We start from the raw sequence: 18,858 nt of genomic DNA, 5'->3' as shown, positions 1-18,858 counted from the left end.
GGTGGCGGAGGGCCGCGCCCGCTCGGGGGGCGAGACCTGGACCAAGGGTCGCGCCGGCTCGGTGGGGCGGGGAGTGGCCGAAGGCCCCGTCCCTCCCCGGGGAGGGGAGGCGGCGGGGCCTTCGGTTACAGATGGTGGCCTCGCACCCGCGTGGCGAACGCAGGCCGCGTGCGAGGTCGGGGTGCCGGACGGGAGCGGATGAGAGAGGGCCCGCTCTGGGTCCTTCCGGCGGCAGATCAGAAAGGTGTTCAGCCCTTGAGGGTCGCGACCTTGGACGCCAGCGCCGACTTCTTGTTGGCGGCCTGGTTCTTGTGGATGACGCCCTTCGAGACGGCCTTGTCGAGCTGACGCGCGGCAGCGCGCTGGTACTCGGTGGCCTTCTCGACGTCACCCGCGGCAGCGGCCTCACGGGCCTTGCGGATCGCGGTCTTCAGAGAGGACTTGACGGCCTTGTTGCGCAGCCGGGCCTTCTCGTTGGTCTTGTTCCGCTTGATCTGGGACTTGATGTTCGCCACGAAGGAGCCTTTTCAGGTTCGAGTGCGGGGCCGTGAAGGTCCCGTACCGGTGATCCAAAATTTCTCTGACGTGCCTCGCGCTGAGAGGGCATGAGGCACAGCCCCCCACAGTACCAGCGGCCCTCCGGACGGCCCAAAACGGTCCCCGGTCCCTCCGCGTGGGACCATGGAGGCTACGTATCGATCCGACCCGAGGCATAAGGCGCCTCAAGAGACAGGACCCTGCGTGCCCGCGACCCCTAACCATGTGCCCGAGCCGAGCCGTACCGCCCCGGCTCTGATCCGCAATTTCTGCATCATCGCGCACATCGACCACGGCAAGTCCACGCTCGCCGACCGGATGCTCCAGCTGACCGGTGTGGTCGAGCAGCGGCAGATGCGTGCTCAGTACCTCGACCGGATGGACATCGAGCGCGAGCGCGGCATCACGATCAAGTCCCAGGCGGTGCGTCTGCCCTGGGCCCCGACCGAGGGCCCCGACCAGGGCGCGACCCACATCCTCAACATGATCGACACCCCCGGGCACGTCGACTTCACGTACGAGGTCTCGCGGTCGCTGGCCGCCTGCGAGGGCACCATCCTCCTCGTCGACGCCGCCCAGGGCATCGAGGCGCAGACCCTCGCCAACCTCTACCTGGCGATGGAGAACGACCTCACGATCATCCCCGTATTGAACAAGATCGACCTTCCGGCGGCCCAGCCCGAGAAGTTCGCCGAGGAGCTGGCGAACCTGGTCGGCTGCGACCCCGCCGACGTGCTCAAGGTCTCCGCGAAGACCGGTCTCGGCGTGGACGCGCTGCTGAACCGGGTCGTGCAGGAGATCCCGGCCCCGGTCGGTGTCGCCGACGCGCCCGCCCGCGCCATGATCTTCGACTCCGTCTACGACTCCTACCGGGGCGTCGTGACGTACGTCCGTGTCATCGACGGCCAGCTCAACAAGCGCGAGCGCATCAAGATGATGTCCACCGGCGCGACCCACGAGCTGCTGGAGATCGGCACGAACTCCCCGGAGATGCTGCCGGCCGACGGCCTCGGCGTCGGCGAGGTGGGCTATCTGATCACCGGTGTGAAGGACGTCCGCCAGTCCAAGGTCGGTGACACCGTCACCAGCCAGAACAAGGGCGCCACGGAGGCGCTCGGCGGGTACAAGGACCCCAAGCCCATGGTGTTCTCCGGGCTGTACCCGCTGGACGGGTCCGACTACCCGGAGCTGCGTGAGGCGCTGGACAAGCTCCAGCTCAACGACGCCGCCCTGGTCTACGAGCCGGAGACCTCCGCCGCGCTCGGCTTCGGTTTCCGCGTCGGCTTCCTCGGCCTGCTGCACCTGGACGTGATCCGGGAGCGGCTGGAGCGCGAGTTCGGCCTGGACCTGATCGCCACCGCCCCCAACGTGGTCTACCGCGTGGTCATGGAGGACGGCAGCGAGCACACGGTCACCAATCCGAGCGAGTTCCCCGAAGGCAAGATCAACGACGTCTACGAGCCGGTCGTGCGGGCCACCATCCTCGCGCCGACCGAGTTCATCGGCTCGATCATGGAGCTGTGCCAGACCCGGCGCGGCACCCTGCTCGGCATGGACTACCTCTCGGAGGACCGGGTCGAGATCCGCTACACCCTGCCGCTGGCGGAGATCGTCTTCGACTTCTTCGACCAGCTGAAGTCCAAGACGCGCGGCTACGCGTCCCTGGACTACGAGCCCACCGGCGAGCAGACCAGCTCCCTGGTGAAGGTCGACATCCTGCTGCACGGCGACAAGGTGGACGCCTTCTCGGCGATCACGCACAAGGACGCGGCGTACGCCTACGGCGTCCGGCTCGTCGCCAAGCTGCGCGAGCTGATCCCGAGGCAGGCCTTCGAGGTGCCCATCCAGGCAGCCATCGGCTCCCGGGTGATCGCCCGCGAGACCATCCGCGCCATCCGCAAGGACGTCCTCGCCAAGTGCTACGGCGGTGACATCTCCCGCAAGCGGAAGCTGCTGGAGAAGCAGAAGGAAGGCAAGAAGCGGATGAAGATGGTGGGTTCCGTGGAGGTTCCGCAGGAGGCCTTCATCGCCGTCCTCTCCAGCGATGACAGCGCGGGGTCGGGCAAGCCCAAGAAGTAACCGACGGTAAGAGCGGTCGGTGCCCGTAAACCGGGCGCAAACCGGGCGTAAGAGGGGCTCGTCGTGCCAAAGCGCGGCGGGCCCCTACGCGCGCGTAGCGTCGCTCTGAGTGGAAAGTGACAGGCCGAAGCCCCTTACGCAGCGGCCGGTCGCCCCTTACCCTGATGCCTGCTCGATAGTTACTCGCGAGTTAAACAACGAACCCAGCCCCACCCGTGAGTCAACCCCGCCGCACTGAGCCAGCCGCACTGTCGCGGGCCCCGGAGGATGTCGTGAGCGACACACAGACCCTGATCGAGAACCGTCCGCCGTCCGTCGCGGCCCTCTTCCTGGAGCGCGTGGCGGCCACACCGGACGCCGAGGCCTACCGCTATCCGGTGCCTCCGGCTTCCGGCGAGGGCCCCGACGACTGGAAGTCCCTGAACTGGGCCCAGGCCGCCGCACGGGTGTTCGCGATCGCGGCCGGACTCATCGAACTGGGCGTCCAGCCCGAGCAGCGCGTCGCGCTCGCCTCCTCGACGCGCGTCGACTGGATCCTCGCCGACCTCGGCATCATGTGCGCGGGCGGTGCCACCACCACCGTCTACCCGCAGACCAACGCCGACGAGTCCGCGTTCATCCTCTCCGACTCCGAGAGCCGGGTGCTGATCGCCGAGGACGCCGCCCAGCTCGCCAAGGCCGTCGAGAAGCGCGCCGAGCTGCCCGAGCTGACCAAGGTCGTCGTCATCGACGCGGCCGGAGTCGAGTCGGGCGACTGGGTGATCACCCTCGCCGAACTGGAGGAGCGCGGCACCGCCTACCTCCAGACGCACCCCGAGCTGATCAAGGAGCGGGTCGGCGCGATCACCGGCGACCAGCTCGCCACCCTGATCTACACCTCCGGCACCACCGGCCGGCCCAAGGGCGTGCGCCTGCCGCACGACAACTGGTCGTACATGGCGAAGGCGATCGCCGCGACCGGCCTGGTCACCATGGACGACGTGCAGTACCTCTGGCTGCCGCTCGCCCACGTCTTCGGCAAGGTGCTCACCTCCGGGCAGATCGAGGTCGGCCACGTCACCGCCGTCGACGGCCGCGTCGACAAGATCATCGAGAACCTGCCGGTCGTCCAGCCCACCTACATGGCGGCCGTCCCGCGCATCTTCGAGAAGGTCTACAACGGCGTCGCGACCAAGGCCCGCGAGGGCGGCCCGGCCAAGTACAAGATCTTCCAGTGGGCCGCCGAGGTCGCCCGCGAGTACGCCAAGGTCACCCAGGACAACTTCCGGCGCACCGGCGTCCACTCCGCGCCCTTCGGCCTGGCCGCCAAGCACAAGGTCGCCGACACCCTCGTCTACGGCAAGCTCCGCGAGGCCTTCGGCGGCCGGCTGCGCGCCTGCGTCTCGGGCGCCTCCGCGCTCGCCCCGGACATCGGCTACTTCTTCGCCGGCGCCGGCATCCACATCCTGGAGGGCTACGGCCTCACGGAGACCTCCGCCGCCTCCTTCGTCAACCCCGGCGAGGCCTACCGCACCGGCACGGTCGGCAAGCCGCTGCCCGGCACGGAGGTGCGGATCGCGGAGGACGGCGAGATCCTGCTGCGCGGCCCCGGCGTCATGCAGGGGTACCACCAGCTGCCCGAGAAGACGACCGAGGTGCTGGAGTCCGACGGCTGGTTCCACACCGGCGACATCGGCGAGCTGTCCAACGACGGCTATCTGCGCATCACGGACCGCAAGAAGGACCTCATCAAGACCTCCGGCGGCAAGTACGTCGCCCCGGCCGAGGTCGAGGGGCAGTTCAAGGCGGTGTGCCCCTACGTCTCCAACATCCTCGTGCACGGCGCCGACCGTAACTACTGCACCGCCCTCATCGCCCTCGACGAGATCGCGATCCTGCAGTGGGCCAAGGAGAACGGGCTGGACGGCAAGGCCTACGCCGAGGTGGTGGCGGCGCCGCAGACCGTGGAGATGGTCGACGGGTACGTCAGGCAGCTCAACGAGGGCTTGCAGCGGTGGCAGACCATCAAGAAGTTCCGGCTGCTGCCGCGGGACCTCGATGTGGAGCACGGGGAGATCACGCCGTCGCTGAAGCTGAAGAGGCCTGTGGTGGAGCGGGAGTATCGGCATCTGATCGATGAGATGTATTCCGGGGCGCGGGAGGCGTAGCGCCGCTTCGGGAGGGTGGCGGGGAGCGTTGGCGGCTGCGGGTGCGTTGTGGCTTGTCGCGCAGTTCCCCGCGCTCCCATAGGGGGTTTGCGGCCGACCTCGTTCGAATGGTGACTGCTTCTGGTGCTGCCGTAGCACAGTTCGCGGGCATCGGTGTCCGGAATCGTGACTCAACGCTCATGTGTGGGGCCTGTCTGTCACGCTGGCCGCATGGACATGGCTGCCATACCGGTGCAGCGGGAGAGCGGTGCCCCCGGGCGTGAGGTGCGGGGGCACGCCGGGCTGCCCGGCAGTCCTCTCGCGCCGGGGGCCGCCCGGACGCTGGTGCGGGCCGCTCTCGCCGACGCGCCCGGGGTGTCCGGGCGGCTCGTGGACGATGCCATGGCCGTCGTCAGTGAGCTGGTCACCAATGCCGTCGTGCACGCCGGGACCGACGTGGAGGTGGACTGGCGCCTGGAGGGGAGCGGCGCGTTCGTCGTCGAGGTGCGCGACCACCACCCGGCGCGGGCCCCGCGTGACGCCGCCGGCGGCGAGGTGTCGTACGAGACGGCCGAGTACGGGCGGGGGCTGCGGCTGGTCGGCTCCCTCGCGGAGTCCTGGGGGGTCACCTACCGCACCGGTGCCAAGACGGTGTGGGCCAGGATCACCGGCGAGGGCGGCGTGCCCCCCGACGGGGCCGCGCTGGACGTCGCCGAGATCCTCGCCCCGCGCCCGCAGGGCCCCGGACGCGACCGGGACTGGCTCGGCCGGGGCGCGCTGTCCTTCCTCGCCGAGGCCTCCGACCTGCTCGCCGGCCAGCTCGACGAGAACCTCGTCGCCGCCCTCACCGGCCAGCTGCTCGTGCCCCGGCTCGCCGACTGGTGCGCGATCTGGCTGGAGGACGAGGCGACCGCGCGCGGCGGCGACGGCACCGGACCCGCCCGCGTCTGGCACGCCAGCGAGAACCTCATCGAGGAACTGCACCGGGCCCTGGAGAAGGAGCCGCCCCAGCACGGCGACGGTCTGCTCCGCTCGGGCCCGGAGCCGTACGCCTGGCCCGGCGACGCGCTCGGCCCGCAGCACGCCGACGGCACGGCGCTGGCGTACCGGCTGATCGCGGGGGGCCGTCCCCTGGGCACGCTGGTCATCGGCCGCTGTGGGCTGTCCCGCTTCCCCGACGAGGTCACCGGGCTCGTCGAGGACCTCGGCCGCCGGGTGGCCCTCGCCATCGGCGCGGCCCGCCAGTACGCCCGCCAGGCCACCATCAGCGCCGTCCTGCAGCGCGGCCTGCTGCCCGGCGCGGTGGCGGAGATCCCCGGGCTGCGCAGCGCGCTCGTGTACGAGCCGTGTGACAAGGGCGGCCCCAGCGGCGACTTCTACGACCTGTTCCCGGCGGGTGACGGCCGCTGGTGCTTCGCCGTCGGTGACGTGCAGGGAAAGGGACCGGAGGCCGCCGTCGTCATCGGGCTCGCCCGGCCCTGGCTGCGGCTGCTGGCCCGCGAGGGGTACCGGGTCGCCGATGTGCTGGACCGGCTCAACCAGCTCCTCCTCGACGACGCGACCGAGGCGGCCGACGCCGCCGCCCGCGCGCTGGTCACTGCCGGTGGGCGGCCGCTGATCGCCGGGGACGGGCCGCAGACACGGTTCCTGTCGTTGCTGTACGGGGAGCTGACGCCGTACGAGGGCGGGGTGCGCTGCACCCTGGCTTCCGCGGGGCATCCGCTGCCGCTCGTCCTCAGCCCGGACGGGTCCGTCCGTACGGCCGCGCGCCCCCAGACGCTGCTCGGTGTCGTCGAGGACGAGTCGTATACGAGTGAAACCGTCGAACTGCGGTCCGGTGACAGTCTGCTGTGCGTCACCGACGGGGTGACCGAGCGGCGCTCGGGCTCTCGGCAGTTCGACGACGGTGATGGGCTGGCGCGGGCGCTGGCCGGCTGCGCGGGGCTTGGCGCGGAGAGGATCGCTGAGCGGATTCGGCGCCTGGTGCATGACTTCGGCGGGGGTCTGCCGGAGGATGATCTCGCTTTGCTGGTGCTGCAGGCGGAGTGACGCCTCGGGCGCCGGGTCGTGTGCCGTCCGCGGGCGGGTGGGGCTTCTCGCGCAGTTCCCCGCGCCCCTTCGGGGCCCGCCGGGTCGTGTGCCGTCCGCGGGCGGGTGGGGCTTCTCGCGCAGTTCCCCGCGTCCCTTCGGGGCCCGGTCTGAGCCGTTGTTGTCTGCGGCCGGTGGGGGTTCTCGCGTCGTTCCCCGCTTCTCTTTGGGGCACGGGCAGTCCGGGCGTGCTGGACAATGGGGGGTATGCCTTCCGCACTTCCCGATGGTGAGCCTGTTCCCGGTGATGGGGCGCTGCCGGACTCCGCGCTCGCCGGGGCCGGCGGGCGGCCCCTCGGGTTCTATCTGCATGTGCCGTACTGCGCGACCCGCTGCGGCTACTGCGACTTCAACACCTACACGGCGACCGAGCTGCGCGGCACGGGCGGGGTGCTGGCGTCCCGTGACAACTACGCGGACACGCTGATCGAGGAGGTCCGCCTCGCCCGGAAGGTGCTCGGTGACGACCCGCGCGCGGTGCGTACGGTGTTCGTCGGGGGCGGTACGCCGACCCTGCTGGCGGCCGGGGACCTCGTACGGATGCTGGGGGCGATCCGCGACGAGTTCGGACTGGCGCCGGACGCCGAGGTCACCACGGAGGCCAACCCCGAGTCGGTCGACCCGGCGTACCTCGCCACCCTCCGCGAGGGCGGCTTCAACCGGATCTCCTTCGGAATGCAGAGCGCCAGGCAGCACGTGCTGCGCGTGCTCGACCGCACCCACACCCCGGGCCGCCCCGAGGCCTGCGTCGCGGAGGCTCGCGCGGCCGGGTTCGAGCACGTCAACCTCGACCTGATCTACGGCACCCCGGGGGAGAGCGACGACGACTGGCGCGCCTCCCTGGAGGCGGCCCTCGGCGCGGCCCCGGACCACGTCAGCGCCTACGCCCTCATCGTCGAGGAGGGCACCCAGCTCGCCCGCCGCATCCGCCGGGGCGAGGTCCCGATGACCGACGACGACGTCCACGCCGACCGGTACCTGATCGCCGAGGAGGCCCTCGCGGCGGCCGGCTTCGACTGGTACGAGGTGTCCAACTGGGCCACCTCCGAGGCGGGCCGCTGCCTGCACAACGAGCTGTACTGGCGAGGCGCCGACTGGTGGGGCGCCGGACCGGGCGCACACAGCCACGTCGGCGGAGTTCGCTGGTGGAACGTGAAGCACCCGGGGGCGTACGCGGCGGCCCTCGCCTCCGGCCGTTCCCCGGGAGCCGGACGCGAACTGCTCTCGGCGGAGGACCGGCGCGTGGAGCGCATCCTGCTGGAGCTGCGGCTCCGGGAGGGCGCCCCGCTGGACCTGCTACGCCCACAGGGCCTCACCGCGTCCCGCAAGGCCCTCGCGGACGGGCTGCTCCAGCAGGGGCCGTACGACGACGGCCGGGCCGTGCTGACCCTGCGCGGCAGGCTGCTGGCGGACGCGGTGGTGCGGGACCTCGTGGACTGACGGGCCCAGGTCCCGGGCCGTTCAGGGCACGGTCACGAAGTCGATGAGGCGTTCCACCGACCCCAGCAGCTCCGGTTCCAGGTCCCGGTAGGAGTTCACGCGGGCCAGGATCGCCTGCCACACCGCGCCGGTGTTGTCCGACGGCCAGCCCAGGGCCCGGCACACCCCCGTCTTCCAGTCCTGGCCGTGCGGGACACGGGGCCAGCCGGGGATGCCCAGGGACGACGGCTTCACCGCCTCCCAGATGTCGATGTACGGGTGGCCCACGACCAGCGCGTGCTCGCTCGTCACCGACTCGGCGATCCGCCACTCCTTCGTGCCCGGCAGCAGGTGGTCCACGAGAACTCCGAGGCGGGCGTCCGGGCCGGGGGCGAACTCGGCGACGATCATCGGCAGGTCGTCCACGCCCTCCAGGTACTCCACGACCACCCCCTCGATGCGCAGGTCGTCGCCCCACACCTTCTCGACCAGCTCGGCGTCGTGCCGGCCCTCCACGTAGATGCGGCCGGCGCGGGCCACCCGGGCGCGGGCACCGGGCACGGCGACCGAACCGGACGCCGTACGGGTGGGACGCACCGGAGCGGAGGACGACGACGGGCGTACGAGCGTCACCACGCGCCCCTCCAGCAGGAAGCCGCGCGGCTCCAGCGGGAACACCCGGTGCTTGCCGAAGCGGTCCTCCAGGGTCACCGTGCCCGCCTCGCAGCGGATCACCGCCCCGCAGAAGCCGGTGCCGGGCTCCTCCACCACCAGACCGGGCTCCGCCGCGACCTCCCGGACGGGCGTCGGCTTCTTCCAGGGGGGAGTGAGGTCGGCGGAGTACTGGCGCATTCGGATGACGATAGGAGAAGCGGTGCGTCCGTACTCACGACACGCTCACGACACGCCGAAACGCGCCGCCAGCGCGTCCCGTTGACGTCGCACGAAGGCCGCGTCCACCACCGCTCCGTGACCGGGCACGTACAGCGCGTCCGGGCCACCCAGGGCCAGCAGCCGGTCCAGGGCGTCGGGCCAGCGGGACGGTACGGCGTCCGGGCCCGCCTGCGGCTCGCCCGACTCCTCGACCAGGTCGCCGCAGAACACCACCTCCGGGTCGCCCGGCACCAGCACCGCGAGGTCGTGCGCCGTGTGGCCGGGGCCGACGTTGGCCAGCAGCGCCTGCCGGCCCTCGCCGAGATCGAGGGTCCACTCACCGGACACCGGGTGGCGGGGCGCGGCGAGGGCGGTCACCGCCGCGTCGGCGTCCTCGGCCGGCAGGCCCTCCCGGACCGCGTCCGCGCGCAGCTGCCCGCGCCCGGCGGCGAACACCGCGTCCGTGCCGACCGCCGCGTACACCTCCGCTCCCGCGAACGAGGCCGCGCCGAAGACGTGGTCGAAATGGGGATGCGTCAGCGCGAGATGAGTCACACGGCCGCCGGCCAGCACCTCGGCCTGCGCGCGGATCCGCGTGCCCTCGGTGAGGCTCGACCCGGCGTCCACCACGAGCGCCGCGCCCGCCCCGACGACCAGCCCCGCCGTGCAGTCCCAGCCCGGCAGCCGGCACCGCCCGACCCCCGCGCCCAGCCGTTCCCACCCGAGCCCTTCCCAAGTCAAGGTCATACCGCGACGCTAACGGCAGCACTCCCGGAGCAGCACCGACCTTGCCCGGGGACCACCCCACGGCCGTACACTGGGCCCGGGAATGCTGGCACTCGCATGCGCAGAGTGCCAGGCGGAAGACCTGAAGGGCCGCGGGGACGACATGCTGGAGGTGTGCGCGGGTGCTGAGTGAACGCAGGCTGCAGGTGCTGCGCGCCATCGTCCAGGACTATGTCGGCACCGAGGAACCGGTGGGGTCCAAGGCGCTCACCGAGCGGCACAGCCTCGGCGTGTCCCCGGCGACCGTCCGCAACGACATGGCGGTCCTGGAGGACGAGGGGTACATCGCCCAGCCGCACACCAGCGCCGGGCGGATCCCCACGGACAAGGGCTACCGGCTGTTCGTCGACAAGCTCGCGGGCGTCAAGCCGATGACCGGGCCCGAGCGGCGGGCCATCCAGAACTTCCTGGAGGGCGCCGTCGACCTCGACGACGTCGTGGCCCGCACGGTGCGGCTGCTCGCGCAGCTGACCCGGCAGGTCGCCGTCGTGCAGTATCCCTCGCTGACCCGGTCCACCGTGCGGCACGTGGAACTGCTGGCGCTCGCGCCCGCGCGCGTGATGCTCGTGCTGATCACGGACACCGGGCGGGTCGAGCAGCGGATGATCGACTGCCCGGCCCCGTTCGGCGAGGCGTCCCTCGCGGACCTCAGGGCGCGGCTCAACAGCCGGGTCGCCGGCCGCCGGTTCACCGACGTGCCCCGGCTGGTCGAGGACCTGCCGGAGGGCTTCGAGGCCGAGGACCGCGGCACGGTCTCGACGGTGCTCTCCACGCTGCTGGAGGCGCTCGTCGAGGAGAGCGAGGAGCGGCTGATGATCGGCGGTACCGCCAACCTCACCCGCTTCGGGCACGATTTCCCCCTCACGATCCGGCCCGTCCTGGAGGCCCTGGAGGAGCAGGTCGTGCTCCTCAAGCTCCTCGGCGAGGCGAAGGATCCGGGCATGACCGTGCGCATCGGTCACGAGAACGCCCATGAGGGACTCAACTCAACCTCAGTGGTGTCGGTCGGCTACGGTTCGGGCGGCGAGGCAGTAGCCAAGCTCGGCGTGGTCGGACCGACCCGCATGGATTACCCGGGAACGATGGGAGCGGTACGAGCGGTGGCACGGTACGTCGGACAGATCCTGGCGGAGTCGTAAGTGGCCACGGACTACTACGCCGTTCTCGGCGTGCGCCGCGACGCGTCGCAGGATGAGATCAAGAAGGCGTTCCGTCGGCTCGCGCGCGAGCTGCACCCGGACGTCAACCCGGACCCGAAGACCCAGGAGCGGTTCAAGGAGATCAACGCCGCCTACGAGGTGCTGTCGGACCCGCAGAAGAAGCAGGTCTACGACCTCGGCGGCGACCCCCTCTCCCAGTCGGGCGGGGCGGGCGCGGGCGGCTTCGGAGCCGGCGGCTTCGGCAACTTCTCCGACATCATGGACGCGTTCTTCGGTACGGCGTCGCAGCGCGGCCCGCGCTCGCGCACCCGGCGCGGCCAGGACGCGATGATCCGCATCGAGGTCGAGCTGGACGAGGCGGCCTTCGGGACGACCAAGGACATCCAGGTCGACACCGCGGTCGTCTGCAACACCTGCAACGGCGAGGGCGCCGCTCCGGGCACGTCCGCGCAGACGTGTGACATGTGCCGCGGCCGCGGCGAGGTCTCCCAGGTCACCCGGTCGTTCCTGGGCCAGGTCATGACCTCCCGGCCCTGCCCCCAGTGCCAGGGCTTCGGCACGGTCGTGCCCACCCCGTGCCCGGAGTGCGCCGGTGACGGCCGGGTCCGCTCGCGGCGGACGCTGACCGTGAAGATCCCGGCCGGTGTCGACAACGGCACCCGCATCCAGCTCGCCGGCGAGGGCGAGGTCGGTCCGGGCGGCGGTCCGGCCGGCGACCTGTACGTGGAGATCCACGAGCTGCCGCACAGCACCTTCCAGCGGCGCGGCGACGACCTGCACTGCACGGTCACCATTCCGATGACCGCGGCGGCCCTCGGCACGAAGGTGCCGCTGGAGACGCTGGACGGCCTGGAGGAGGTCGACATCCGGCCCGGTACCCAGTCCGGCCAGTCGATCCCGCTGCACGGCCGGGGCGTCACGCACCTGCGCGGCGGCGGGCGCGGCGACCTCATCGTGCACGTCGAGGTGACCACGCCGACCAAGCTGGACCCCGAGCAGGAGCGGGTGCTGCGCGAACTGGCCAAGCTGCGGGGCGAGGAGCGGCCGACGGGGCAGTTCCAGCCGGGCCAGCAGGGCCTGTTCTCCCGGCTGAAGGACGCCTTCAACGGCCGCTGAGGACCGGCCCGAAGCAGTGCGGGGAACCGGCCGGGGGCGGTGCCGCGAAGGCGCCCGCCCCCGCCTGCCTGAGGCGCATGTGCCAGGGGAAAGGCCCGATTCGGACTTGTTCGGAGGACGTGACAACATGCGGTCATGTCCTCCGCACTGACCGATCTCTTCCCCCAGCCGATCGTGCAGGCCCCCATGGCGGGCGGCGTCTCCGTCCCGCTGCTCGCCGCCGCCGTCTGCGAGGCCGGCGGCCTCGGGTTCCTCGCCGCCGGCTACAAGACCGCCGACGGCATGTACCAGGAGATCAAGCAGCTGCGGAGCCTCACCGCCCACCCCTTCGGCGTCAACGTGTTCATGCCCCAGCCCGAGCACGGCGAGTCCGGGGCGGTCGAGGTCTACGCCCACCAACTCGCCGGGGAAGCCGCCTGGTACGAGACGGAACTGGGCGACCCCGAAAGCGGCCGGGACGACGGCTACGACGCCAAGCTCGCCGTCCTCCTCGACAACCCGGTTGCGGTGGTCTCCTTCCACTTCGGCGTGCCTGACCGGGAGGTCCTCGACGCGCTGCGCAGGGCCGGCACCTACACGCTGGTCACCGCCACCACCGCCGAGGAGGCCCGCGCGGTGGAGCGGGCCGGCGCCGACGCGGTCATCGCCCAGGGCGCGGAGGCCGGCGGCCACCAGGGCACCCACCGCGACCTCGCGGAGAACGGCGGCGGCACCGGGCTGCTCTCGCTGATCGCCCAGGTCCGCGAGGCCGTCAGCCTCCCCGTCGTCGCCGCCGGCGGCATCATGCGGGGCAGCCAGATCGCCGCCGCCCTCGCCGCAGGCGCGAGCGCGGCCCAGCTGGGAACGGCCTTCCTCGCCACCCCCGAGTCCGGGGCCCACGCCCTGCACAAACAGGCCCTCACCAACCCCCTGTTCACCCGTACCGAGCCGACCCGCGCCTTCTCCGGCCGGCCCGCCCGCGCCCTGGTCAACCGCTTCCTGCGCGAGCACGGGCCGTACGCCCCGGCCGCCTACCCGGAGGTCCACCACCTGACCGCGCCGCTGCGCAAGGCCGCCGCGAAGGCCCAGGACGCGCAGGGCATGGCGCTGTGGGCCGGACAGGGGCACCGGATGGCCCGCGATCTGCCCGCGGGCCGGCTGGTGGAGACGCTGGCCGCCGAACTCGCCGACGCGCGGACAGCGTTGTCGCGGGGCGGTGCCCGATGACCGCGCCGGTGTTCCGCGTCGACTCCCTGGACGGCGTCGGCCCCGGCTCGGTCGTCGACGTGACCGGCCCCGAGGGGCGGCACGCGGTCTCCGTACGGCGGCTGCAGCCCGGCGAGGAGGTCGTGGTCACCGACGGCCGGGGCCGGGGAGCGGTCGGGGTCGTGCTCAGCGTGTCCGGCAAGGACCACCTGGTCGTCGAGCCGCACACGTTCCCGGTGGAGGCCGAGCCCAGCCCGCGGATCACCGTCGTGCAGGCGCTGCCCAAGGGCGACCGGGGCGAGCTGGCCGTGGAGACGATGACCGAGGTGGGCGTCGACGCGATCGTGCCCTGGCAGGCCGCCCGCTGCATCACCCAGTGGAAGGGCGAGCGCGGCCAGAAGGCCCTCGGCAAGTGGCGGGCCACCGCCCGCGAGGCCGGCAAGCAGTCCCGGCGGCTGCGCTTCCCGGAGGTCGCGGACGCCGCCACCGGCAAACAGGTTGCCTCACTTCTCGCCGAAGCCGACTTCGCCGCCGTGCTCCACGAGAGCGGCGAGGAGCGGCTGGCCACCGCCGAACTCCCCGACCGGGGAAACATCGTGCTGGTCGTCGGCCCCGAAGGCGGCGTCTCACCCGAGGAGTTGACCTTGTTCGCCGAGGCGGGGGCCCGGCCCTACGTCCTGGGACCTACTGTGTTGCGTACATCGACCGCCGGCACCGCCGCCGCGGCCCTGCTCCTGGGCCGCACCGGCCGCTGGTCCTGACAGCACCAGGGGGAACTCCGTGGAACTCGCGCAAGTACGGCTCCTCGTCACCGACTTCGCCGCCTGCTACCGCTTCTACGCCGACGTCCTCGGCCTCAAGCCGCAGTCCGGTGCCACCGAGGGGCCGTACGAGAAGTTCAGCCCGCACGTCGGCTCCGCCGGAATCGCGCTGCAGGACCGCGCGATGATGGCCCAGGTCCTCGGCGAACTCGGCGAGACCGCCACCGGCCACCGCTCCCTGGTCGTCCTGCGCGTCGACGACCTCGACGCCTACACGACCGAGATCGTCTCCCGGGGCGCCTCCCTCGTGCACGGCCCTGCCCCCATGACCGACCGCATGCGCGTCGCCCACCTCAAGGACCCGGAGGGCAACCTGGTGGAACTCCAGGAGTGGCTCCTGCTGCGCAACTGACGGCGACAGCGCACAGCAGCTCCGGATCGTCCACCTCACCGCCCGCCGGCCACCTGCTCGCCAGCTCGTCGACGAACGCCCGGACGACAGCGGGCTCGTGCAGATTGACCATGTGCCCGTGCTCGTCGCAGACCAGTCCGAGGTGCCCGCCCCAGCCGCCGTCGAGGCTGGGCAGCACGATCCGTACCGGGACACTGTCCCGGAACAGCGACAGCACCTCGGAGCAGGCCGTGCCGTCCACCCGGTGCCGGTGCCGGACGGTCCACCGGTAGACGGTCCCGTCCACCACCAGCCGCCTCAGTCTGGGTCGCGTGCTCATCGACTCACCCTAGAACAGGGTGGGTTGCCCGTACGGGTGAGTGGCCGCTTGTGGTCTGTCGCTCGGGGGGCGGGGGTGGGACGCTGCTGTTCATGGGGGTATGGGGACGGTATCGGTGGTGGCCGCGCGGGGCGCGGGTGGTGGCCGTCGCGGGAGTCGTGGTGGTCGGGGCGGGAGTTGTCGCGGGGTGTGATCCCGGTGGGCTGAGCTCCACCACGGCCGCGTACACCACCGACAAGACCGCGACCGCCGAACTGAAGCGGCAGCACGTCAACGTCGCCTGGCTGACCTGTACGGGCCGGTACCAGGGCGGGCAGAAGGCGTACACGCCGGGGAAGACGCCCGCGCCCACGCAGCGCACCGTGATCTCCGTCGACTGCCAGGGCCGCACCAAGGACGGCCGGAAGATCACCGTCACCGGCAAGGTCACCAGGGCCGTCGACGGTGCCTGCGTGCGCGGCGACCTGACCGCCAAGGTCGCCGGCCGGCAGGTCTTCCACGTCAGCGGCCTCGGCGACTGCGGCGCCACCCCCGCCCCGACGCGCCACCAGCCCGGCACGCACGGGCCGGCCCCGGCCGTCACGGTCACCGTCACCCGCACCATCTGGTGCAAGGGCGACCCCACCTGCTGGCCGGTACGGGGCAAGTGATCGAAAACCAGTGCGCGGCGCACGGCCCGCCGCATAAGGTGACCGGGTGACTCAGGGCACTGCCACGGGACCCCTCGGCTACCTCCGACACCCGCACCCGCACGGCGACTTGGTGACCTTCGTCGCCGAGGACGACGTCTGGCTCGCCCCACTCGACGGCGGCCGCGCCTGGCGGGTCAGCGCCGACAACATGCCCGTCACCGTGCCCCGGATCTCACCCGACGGCACCCACCTCGCCTGGACCTCCACCCGCGACGGCGCCCCCGAGGTGGTCCTCGCGCCGGTGGACGGCGGTCCGGCCACCCGGCTCACCCACTGGGGCAACGGGCGCACCGAGACCCGCGGCTGGACCCCCGACGGCCAGGTCCTCGCGGTCAGCGCGCAGGGCCGCCCCAGCAACCGCCACACCTGGGCGCACGCCGTCCCGCTCGACGGCGGCCCCGCGGCCACCCTGCCGTACGGCCCCGTCGGCGACGTCGCGTTCGGCCCCGCCACCGTCCTGCTGTCCGCGCCGATGGGCCGCGAGGCCGCCCACTGGAAGCGCTATCGGGGCGGCACGGCCGGCAAACTGTGGATCGACCGTGCCGGCGACGGCGACTTCACCCGCCTGCACGAAGACCTGGCCGGCAACATCGAGTGCCCGGTGTGGGCCGGCGACCGGCTCGCCTTCCTCTCCGACCACGAAGGCACCGGCGCCCTCTACTCCTCCCTCGCCGACGGCTCCGACCTGCGCCGCCACACCCCCCTCGACGGCTTCTACGCCCGCCACGCCTCCGGCGACGGCACCCGGATCGCCTACACAAGCGGCGGCCGGCTGTGGCTCCTCGACGACCTGGACGGCGCCGAACCCCGGCCCCTCGACATCCGGCTCGGCGGACCCCGCACCGACCTGCGGCCCCACCCGCTGAACGCGGCCCGCTGGCTCGGCGAGGCGTCCCCCGACCACACCGCCCGCGGCAGCGCCGTCTGCGTGCGCGGCGGCGTCCACTGGGTCACCCACCGCTCCGGTCCGGCCCGCGCCCTCGCCGCCACCCCCGGCGTCCGCGCCCGCCTGCCCCGCACCTTCCGCGCGGACGGCGAGGAATGGGCCGTCTGGGTCACCGACGCCGAGGGCGACGACGCCCTCGAATTCGCCCCCGCCACCGGCCTGACCCCCGGCGCCACCCCCCGCCGCCTCGCCGCCGGCCGGCTCGGCCGCGTCCTGGAACTCGCCATGTCCCCCGACGGCAGCCGCGCCGCCGTCGCCGCACACGACGGCCGGCTGCTCCTCGTCGAACGGGAGACCGGCGAGGTCCGCGAGGTCGACCACTGCGACGACGGCGAGGTCTCCGGACTGGCCTTCTCACCCGACTCCGGCTGGCTCGCCTGGTCCCACCCCGGCCCCCGCCCCCTCGCCCAGCTCCGCATCGCCCACACCACCGACCTGACCGTCACGGACGCGACCCCGCTCCGCTTCCACGACCACGCGCCCGCCTTCACCCTCGACGGCAGACACCTCGCCTTCCTGTCCGACCGCGCCTTCGACCCGGTCTACGACGAACACGTCTTCGACCTCGCCTTCGTCGCCGGCACCCGCCCGCACCTGATCACCCTCGCCGCCACCACCCCCTCACCGTTCGGCCCGCAACGCCACGGCCGCCCCGTCGAGGCCCCCGACAAGGACGAGACCCCCGACAGCGAGGGCACCCCCGCCACCCGTGTCGACCTCGAAGGGCTCGCCGACCGGATCCTCCCCTTCCCCGCCGAGGCCGGCCGCTACTCCGGGCTGCGCGCCGCCAAGGACGGCGTCCTCTGGCTGCGTCACCCCGTGCACGGTGTCCTCGGCGCCTCCCGGGCCCACCCCGACGACCCCGACCCGCACACCGAGCTGGAGCGCTACGACCTCACCCAGCGGCGCCTGGAACACCTCGCCTCCGACGCCGGCCACTTCGAGGTCAGCGGCGACGGCAAACGCGTCCTGCTGTGGACCGACGGCCGCCTCCGGGTCGTCCCCAGCGACCGGCGCGCCGGATCCGACGACGACGGCGACACCAGCCTCACCATCGACCTCGCCCGCATCCGGCAGACCGTCGACCCGGCCGCCGAGTGGCGCCAGATGTACGACGAGACCGGCCGCCTCGCCCGCGACCACTTCTGGCGGCCCGACCTCGGCGGCATCGACTGGGACGCGGTCCTCGACCGCTACCGCCCGCTGCTGGACCGCGTCGCCACCCACACCGACCTCCTCGACGTGCTGTGGGAGGTGCACGGCGAACTCGGCACCTCCCACGCGTACGTCATCCCCGGCGGCCCGGCCGGCCACGGCCCCCGGCACGGCCTGCTCGGCGCCGACATCTCCCGTCACGCCGACGGCAGCTGGCGCGTCGACCGCATCCTGCCCGCCGAGACCTCCGACCCCGACGCCCGCTCCCCGCTCGCCGCGCCCGGCGTCGCCGTACGCCCCGGCGACGCGATCGTCGCCGTCGCCGGACACCTCGTCGACCCGGTGACCGGCCCAGGCCCGCTCCTCGCCGGCACCGCCGGACAGCCCGTCGAACTGACCATCTCCCCGGCCGGCGGCGGCGAGCTCCGCCACACGGTCGTCGTCCCCGTGGCCGACGAGGAACCGCTGCGCTACCACGCCTGGATCGCCGGCCTGCGCGCCCGCGTCCACGAGGCGTCCGGCGGCCGGCTCGGCTACCTCCACGTCCCCGACATGCAGGCCCCCGGCTGGGCCCAGATCCACCGCGACCTGCGCGTCGAGGTCGCCCGCGAAGGACTCGTCGTCGACGTCCGGGAGAACCGCGGCGGCCACACCTCCCAACTCGTCGTGGAGAAACTGGCCCGCCGCGTCATCGGCTGGGACCTGCCCCGCGGCATGCGTCCCACCAGCTACCCGATGGACGCACCCCGCGGCCCCGTCGTCGCCGTCGCCAACGAGTTCTCCGGCTCCGACGGCGACATCGTCAACGCCGCGATCCGAGCACTCGGCATCGGCCCCGTCGTCGGCACCCGCACCTGGGGCGGAGTCATCGGCATCGACAGCCGCTACCACCTCGTCGACGGCACCCTCGTCACCCAGCCCAAGTACGCGATGTGGCTGGAGGGCTACGGCTGGGACGTCGAGAACCACGGCGTGGACCCGGACGTCGAGGTAGTCCAACGCCCGCAGGACTGGGCAGCGGGCAGAGACACCCAACTGGAAGCAGCGATCCAGCTGGCTCTGGAGACATTGGAGAACAGTCCCTCCAAGACTCCGCCGGCCCTACCCACCTGAGGGCCGCGGGGCTGTGTCGATATGCGGCCTCCGCCGCATGGGCGCGATCGACCGCCACCGGCTCGCAGCCGAACGACTACGATGCCCCCAT

Annotated in this window: 15 protein-coding genes; 11 read left to right on the top strand and 4 right to left on the bottom strand. The window is 72.4% G+C overall.

What is annotated here, in order from left to right; all coding sequences use genetic code 11:
- Positions 1-248 precede the first annotated feature (248 nt).
- Positions 249-515, bottom strand: coding sequence for a 30S ribosomal protein S20 (gene rpsT / locus ABZ854_RS20605; RefSeq protein WP_129309226.1), 267 nt, complete (start codon positions 513-515; stop codon positions 249-251).
- A gap of 226 nt (positions 516-741) precedes the next feature.
- On the opposite strand from rpsT, the gene lepA reads away from it, so the two are divergent.
- The 4 genes from lepA to hemW all read left to right on the top strand — a co-directional run bounded on the left by lepA (position 742) and on the right by hemW (position 8,270).
- The gene (lepA, locus tag ABZ854_RS20600; protein ID WP_361212716.1) at positions 742-2,616 is read left to right on the top strand and encodes a translation elongation factor 4; all 1,875 of its coding nucleotides are present in this window, start codon (positions 742-744) and stop codon (positions 2,614-2,616) included.
- 272 nt (positions 2,617-2,888) lie between these two features.
- Positions 2,889-4,763 (top strand): AMP-dependent synthetase/ligase, encoded by a 1,875-nt coding sequence (locus ABZ854_RS20595; RefSeq protein ID WP_361212713.1) that lies wholly within the window; start codon positions 2,889-2,891, stop codon positions 4,761-4,763.
- Between the two features lie 216 nt (positions 4,764-4,979).
- Complete coding sequence (locus ABZ854_RS20590) at positions 4,980-6,791, top strand: SpoIIE family protein phosphatase (protein WP_361212872.1); 1,812 nt, start codon at positions 4,980-4,982, stop codon at positions 6,789-6,791.
- A gap of 246 nt (positions 6,792-7,037) precedes the next feature.
- Positions 7,038-8,270, top strand: coding sequence for a radical SAM family heme chaperone HemW (gene hemW / locus ABZ854_RS20585; RefSeq protein ID WP_361212710.1), 1,233 nt, complete (start codon positions 7,038-7,040; stop codon positions 8,268-8,270).
- Positions 8,271-8,291: 21 nt separating this feature from the next.
- On the opposite strand, the gene ABZ854_RS20580 is transcribed toward hemW, so the two are convergent.
- Together ABZ854_RS20580 and ABZ854_RS20575 are read right to left on the bottom strand one after the other, a co-directional pair.
- Positions 8,292-9,101 carry a DUF3097 domain-containing protein gene (locus tag ABZ854_RS20580; protein WP_361212707.1) on the bottom strand — a complete coding sequence of 270 codons (810 nt, stop codon included), beginning with the start codon at positions 9,099-9,101 and terminating at the stop codon, positions 8,292-8,294.
- Positions 9,102-9,146: 45 nt separating this feature from the next.
- A complete protein-coding gene (locus ABZ854_RS20575; RefSeq protein ID WP_361212704.1) occupies positions 9,147-9,869 on the bottom strand; it encodes an MBL fold metallo-hydrolase in 723 nt (240 codons plus the stop codon).
- Between the two features lie 161 nt (positions 9,870-10,030).
- On the opposite strand from ABZ854_RS20575, the gene hrcA reads away from it, so the two are divergent.
- From hrcA to ABZ854_RS20550, 5 genes are all read left to right on the top strand, one after another.
- Entirely contained in the window at positions 10,031-11,047 is a 1,017-nt protein-coding gene (hrcA, locus tag ABZ854_RS20570) for a heat-inducible transcriptional repressor HrcA (protein WP_129309232.1), read from the top strand.
- Positions 11,048-12,184, top strand: a complete 1,137-nt coding sequence (dnaJ, locus tag ABZ854_RS20565) for a molecular chaperone DnaJ (RefSeq protein WP_361212700.1) — start codon at positions 11,048-11,050, stop codon at positions 12,182-12,184.
- 135 nt (positions 12,185-12,319) lie between these two features.
- On the top strand, positions 12,320-13,390 hold the full coding sequence (locus ABZ854_RS20560) for a nitronate monooxygenase (RefSeq protein ID WP_361212697.1): 1,071 nt from the start codon (positions 12,320-12,322) through the stop codon (positions 13,388-13,390).
- Positions 13,387-14,130, top strand: a complete 744-nt coding sequence (locus ABZ854_RS20555; protein WP_361212694.1) for a 16S rRNA (uracil(1498)-N(3))-methyltransferase — start codon at positions 13,387-13,389, stop codon at positions 14,128-14,130. The genes ABZ854_RS20560 and ABZ854_RS20555 overlap by 4 nt, the downstream gene beginning before the upstream one ends.
- 19 nt (positions 14,131-14,149) lie before the next feature.
- Positions 14,150-14,542 carry a VOC family protein gene (locus tag ABZ854_RS20550; RefSeq protein WP_361212692.1) on the top strand — a complete coding sequence of 131 codons (393 nt, stop codon included), beginning with the start codon at positions 14,150-14,152 and terminating at the stop codon, positions 14,540-14,542.
- Here the strand turns inward: ABZ854_RS20550 and ABZ854_RS20545 are convergent.
- On the bottom strand, positions 14,484-14,861 hold the full coding sequence (locus ABZ854_RS20545) for a hypothetical protein (protein WP_361212689.1): 378 nt from the start codon (positions 14,859-14,861) through the stop codon (positions 14,484-14,486). The genes ABZ854_RS20550 and ABZ854_RS20545 overlap by 59 nt on opposite strands.
- A gap of 92 nt (positions 14,862-14,953) precedes the next feature.
- Here ABZ854_RS20545 and ABZ854_RS20540 point away from each other — a divergent pair, with 92 nt between their 5' ends.
- Both ABZ854_RS20540 and ABZ854_RS20535 read left to right on the top strand, forming a co-directional pair.
- A complete protein-coding gene (locus tag ABZ854_RS20540) occupies positions 14,954-15,511 on the top strand; it encodes a hypothetical protein (protein ID WP_361212686.1) in 558 nt (185 codons plus the stop codon).
- A 112-nt stretch (positions 15,512-15,623) separates the two neighbouring features.
- Positions 15,624-18,767: a S41 family peptidase gene (locus ABZ854_RS20535; RefSeq protein WP_361212869.1), complete on the top strand. Its 3,144-nt coding sequence runs from the start codon at positions 15,624-15,626 to the stop codon at positions 18,765-18,767.
- Positions 18,768-18,858 lie beyond the last annotated feature (91 nt).

The sequence above is a fragment of the Streptomyces sp. NPDC047028 genome (assembly GCF_040644095.1).
GTDB lineage: Bacteria > Actinomycetota > Actinomycetes > Streptomycetales > Streptomycetaceae > Streptomyces.
Note: the sequence above shows the minus strand (reverse complement) of the source record. Positions and strands in the feature narration are given on the sequence as shown.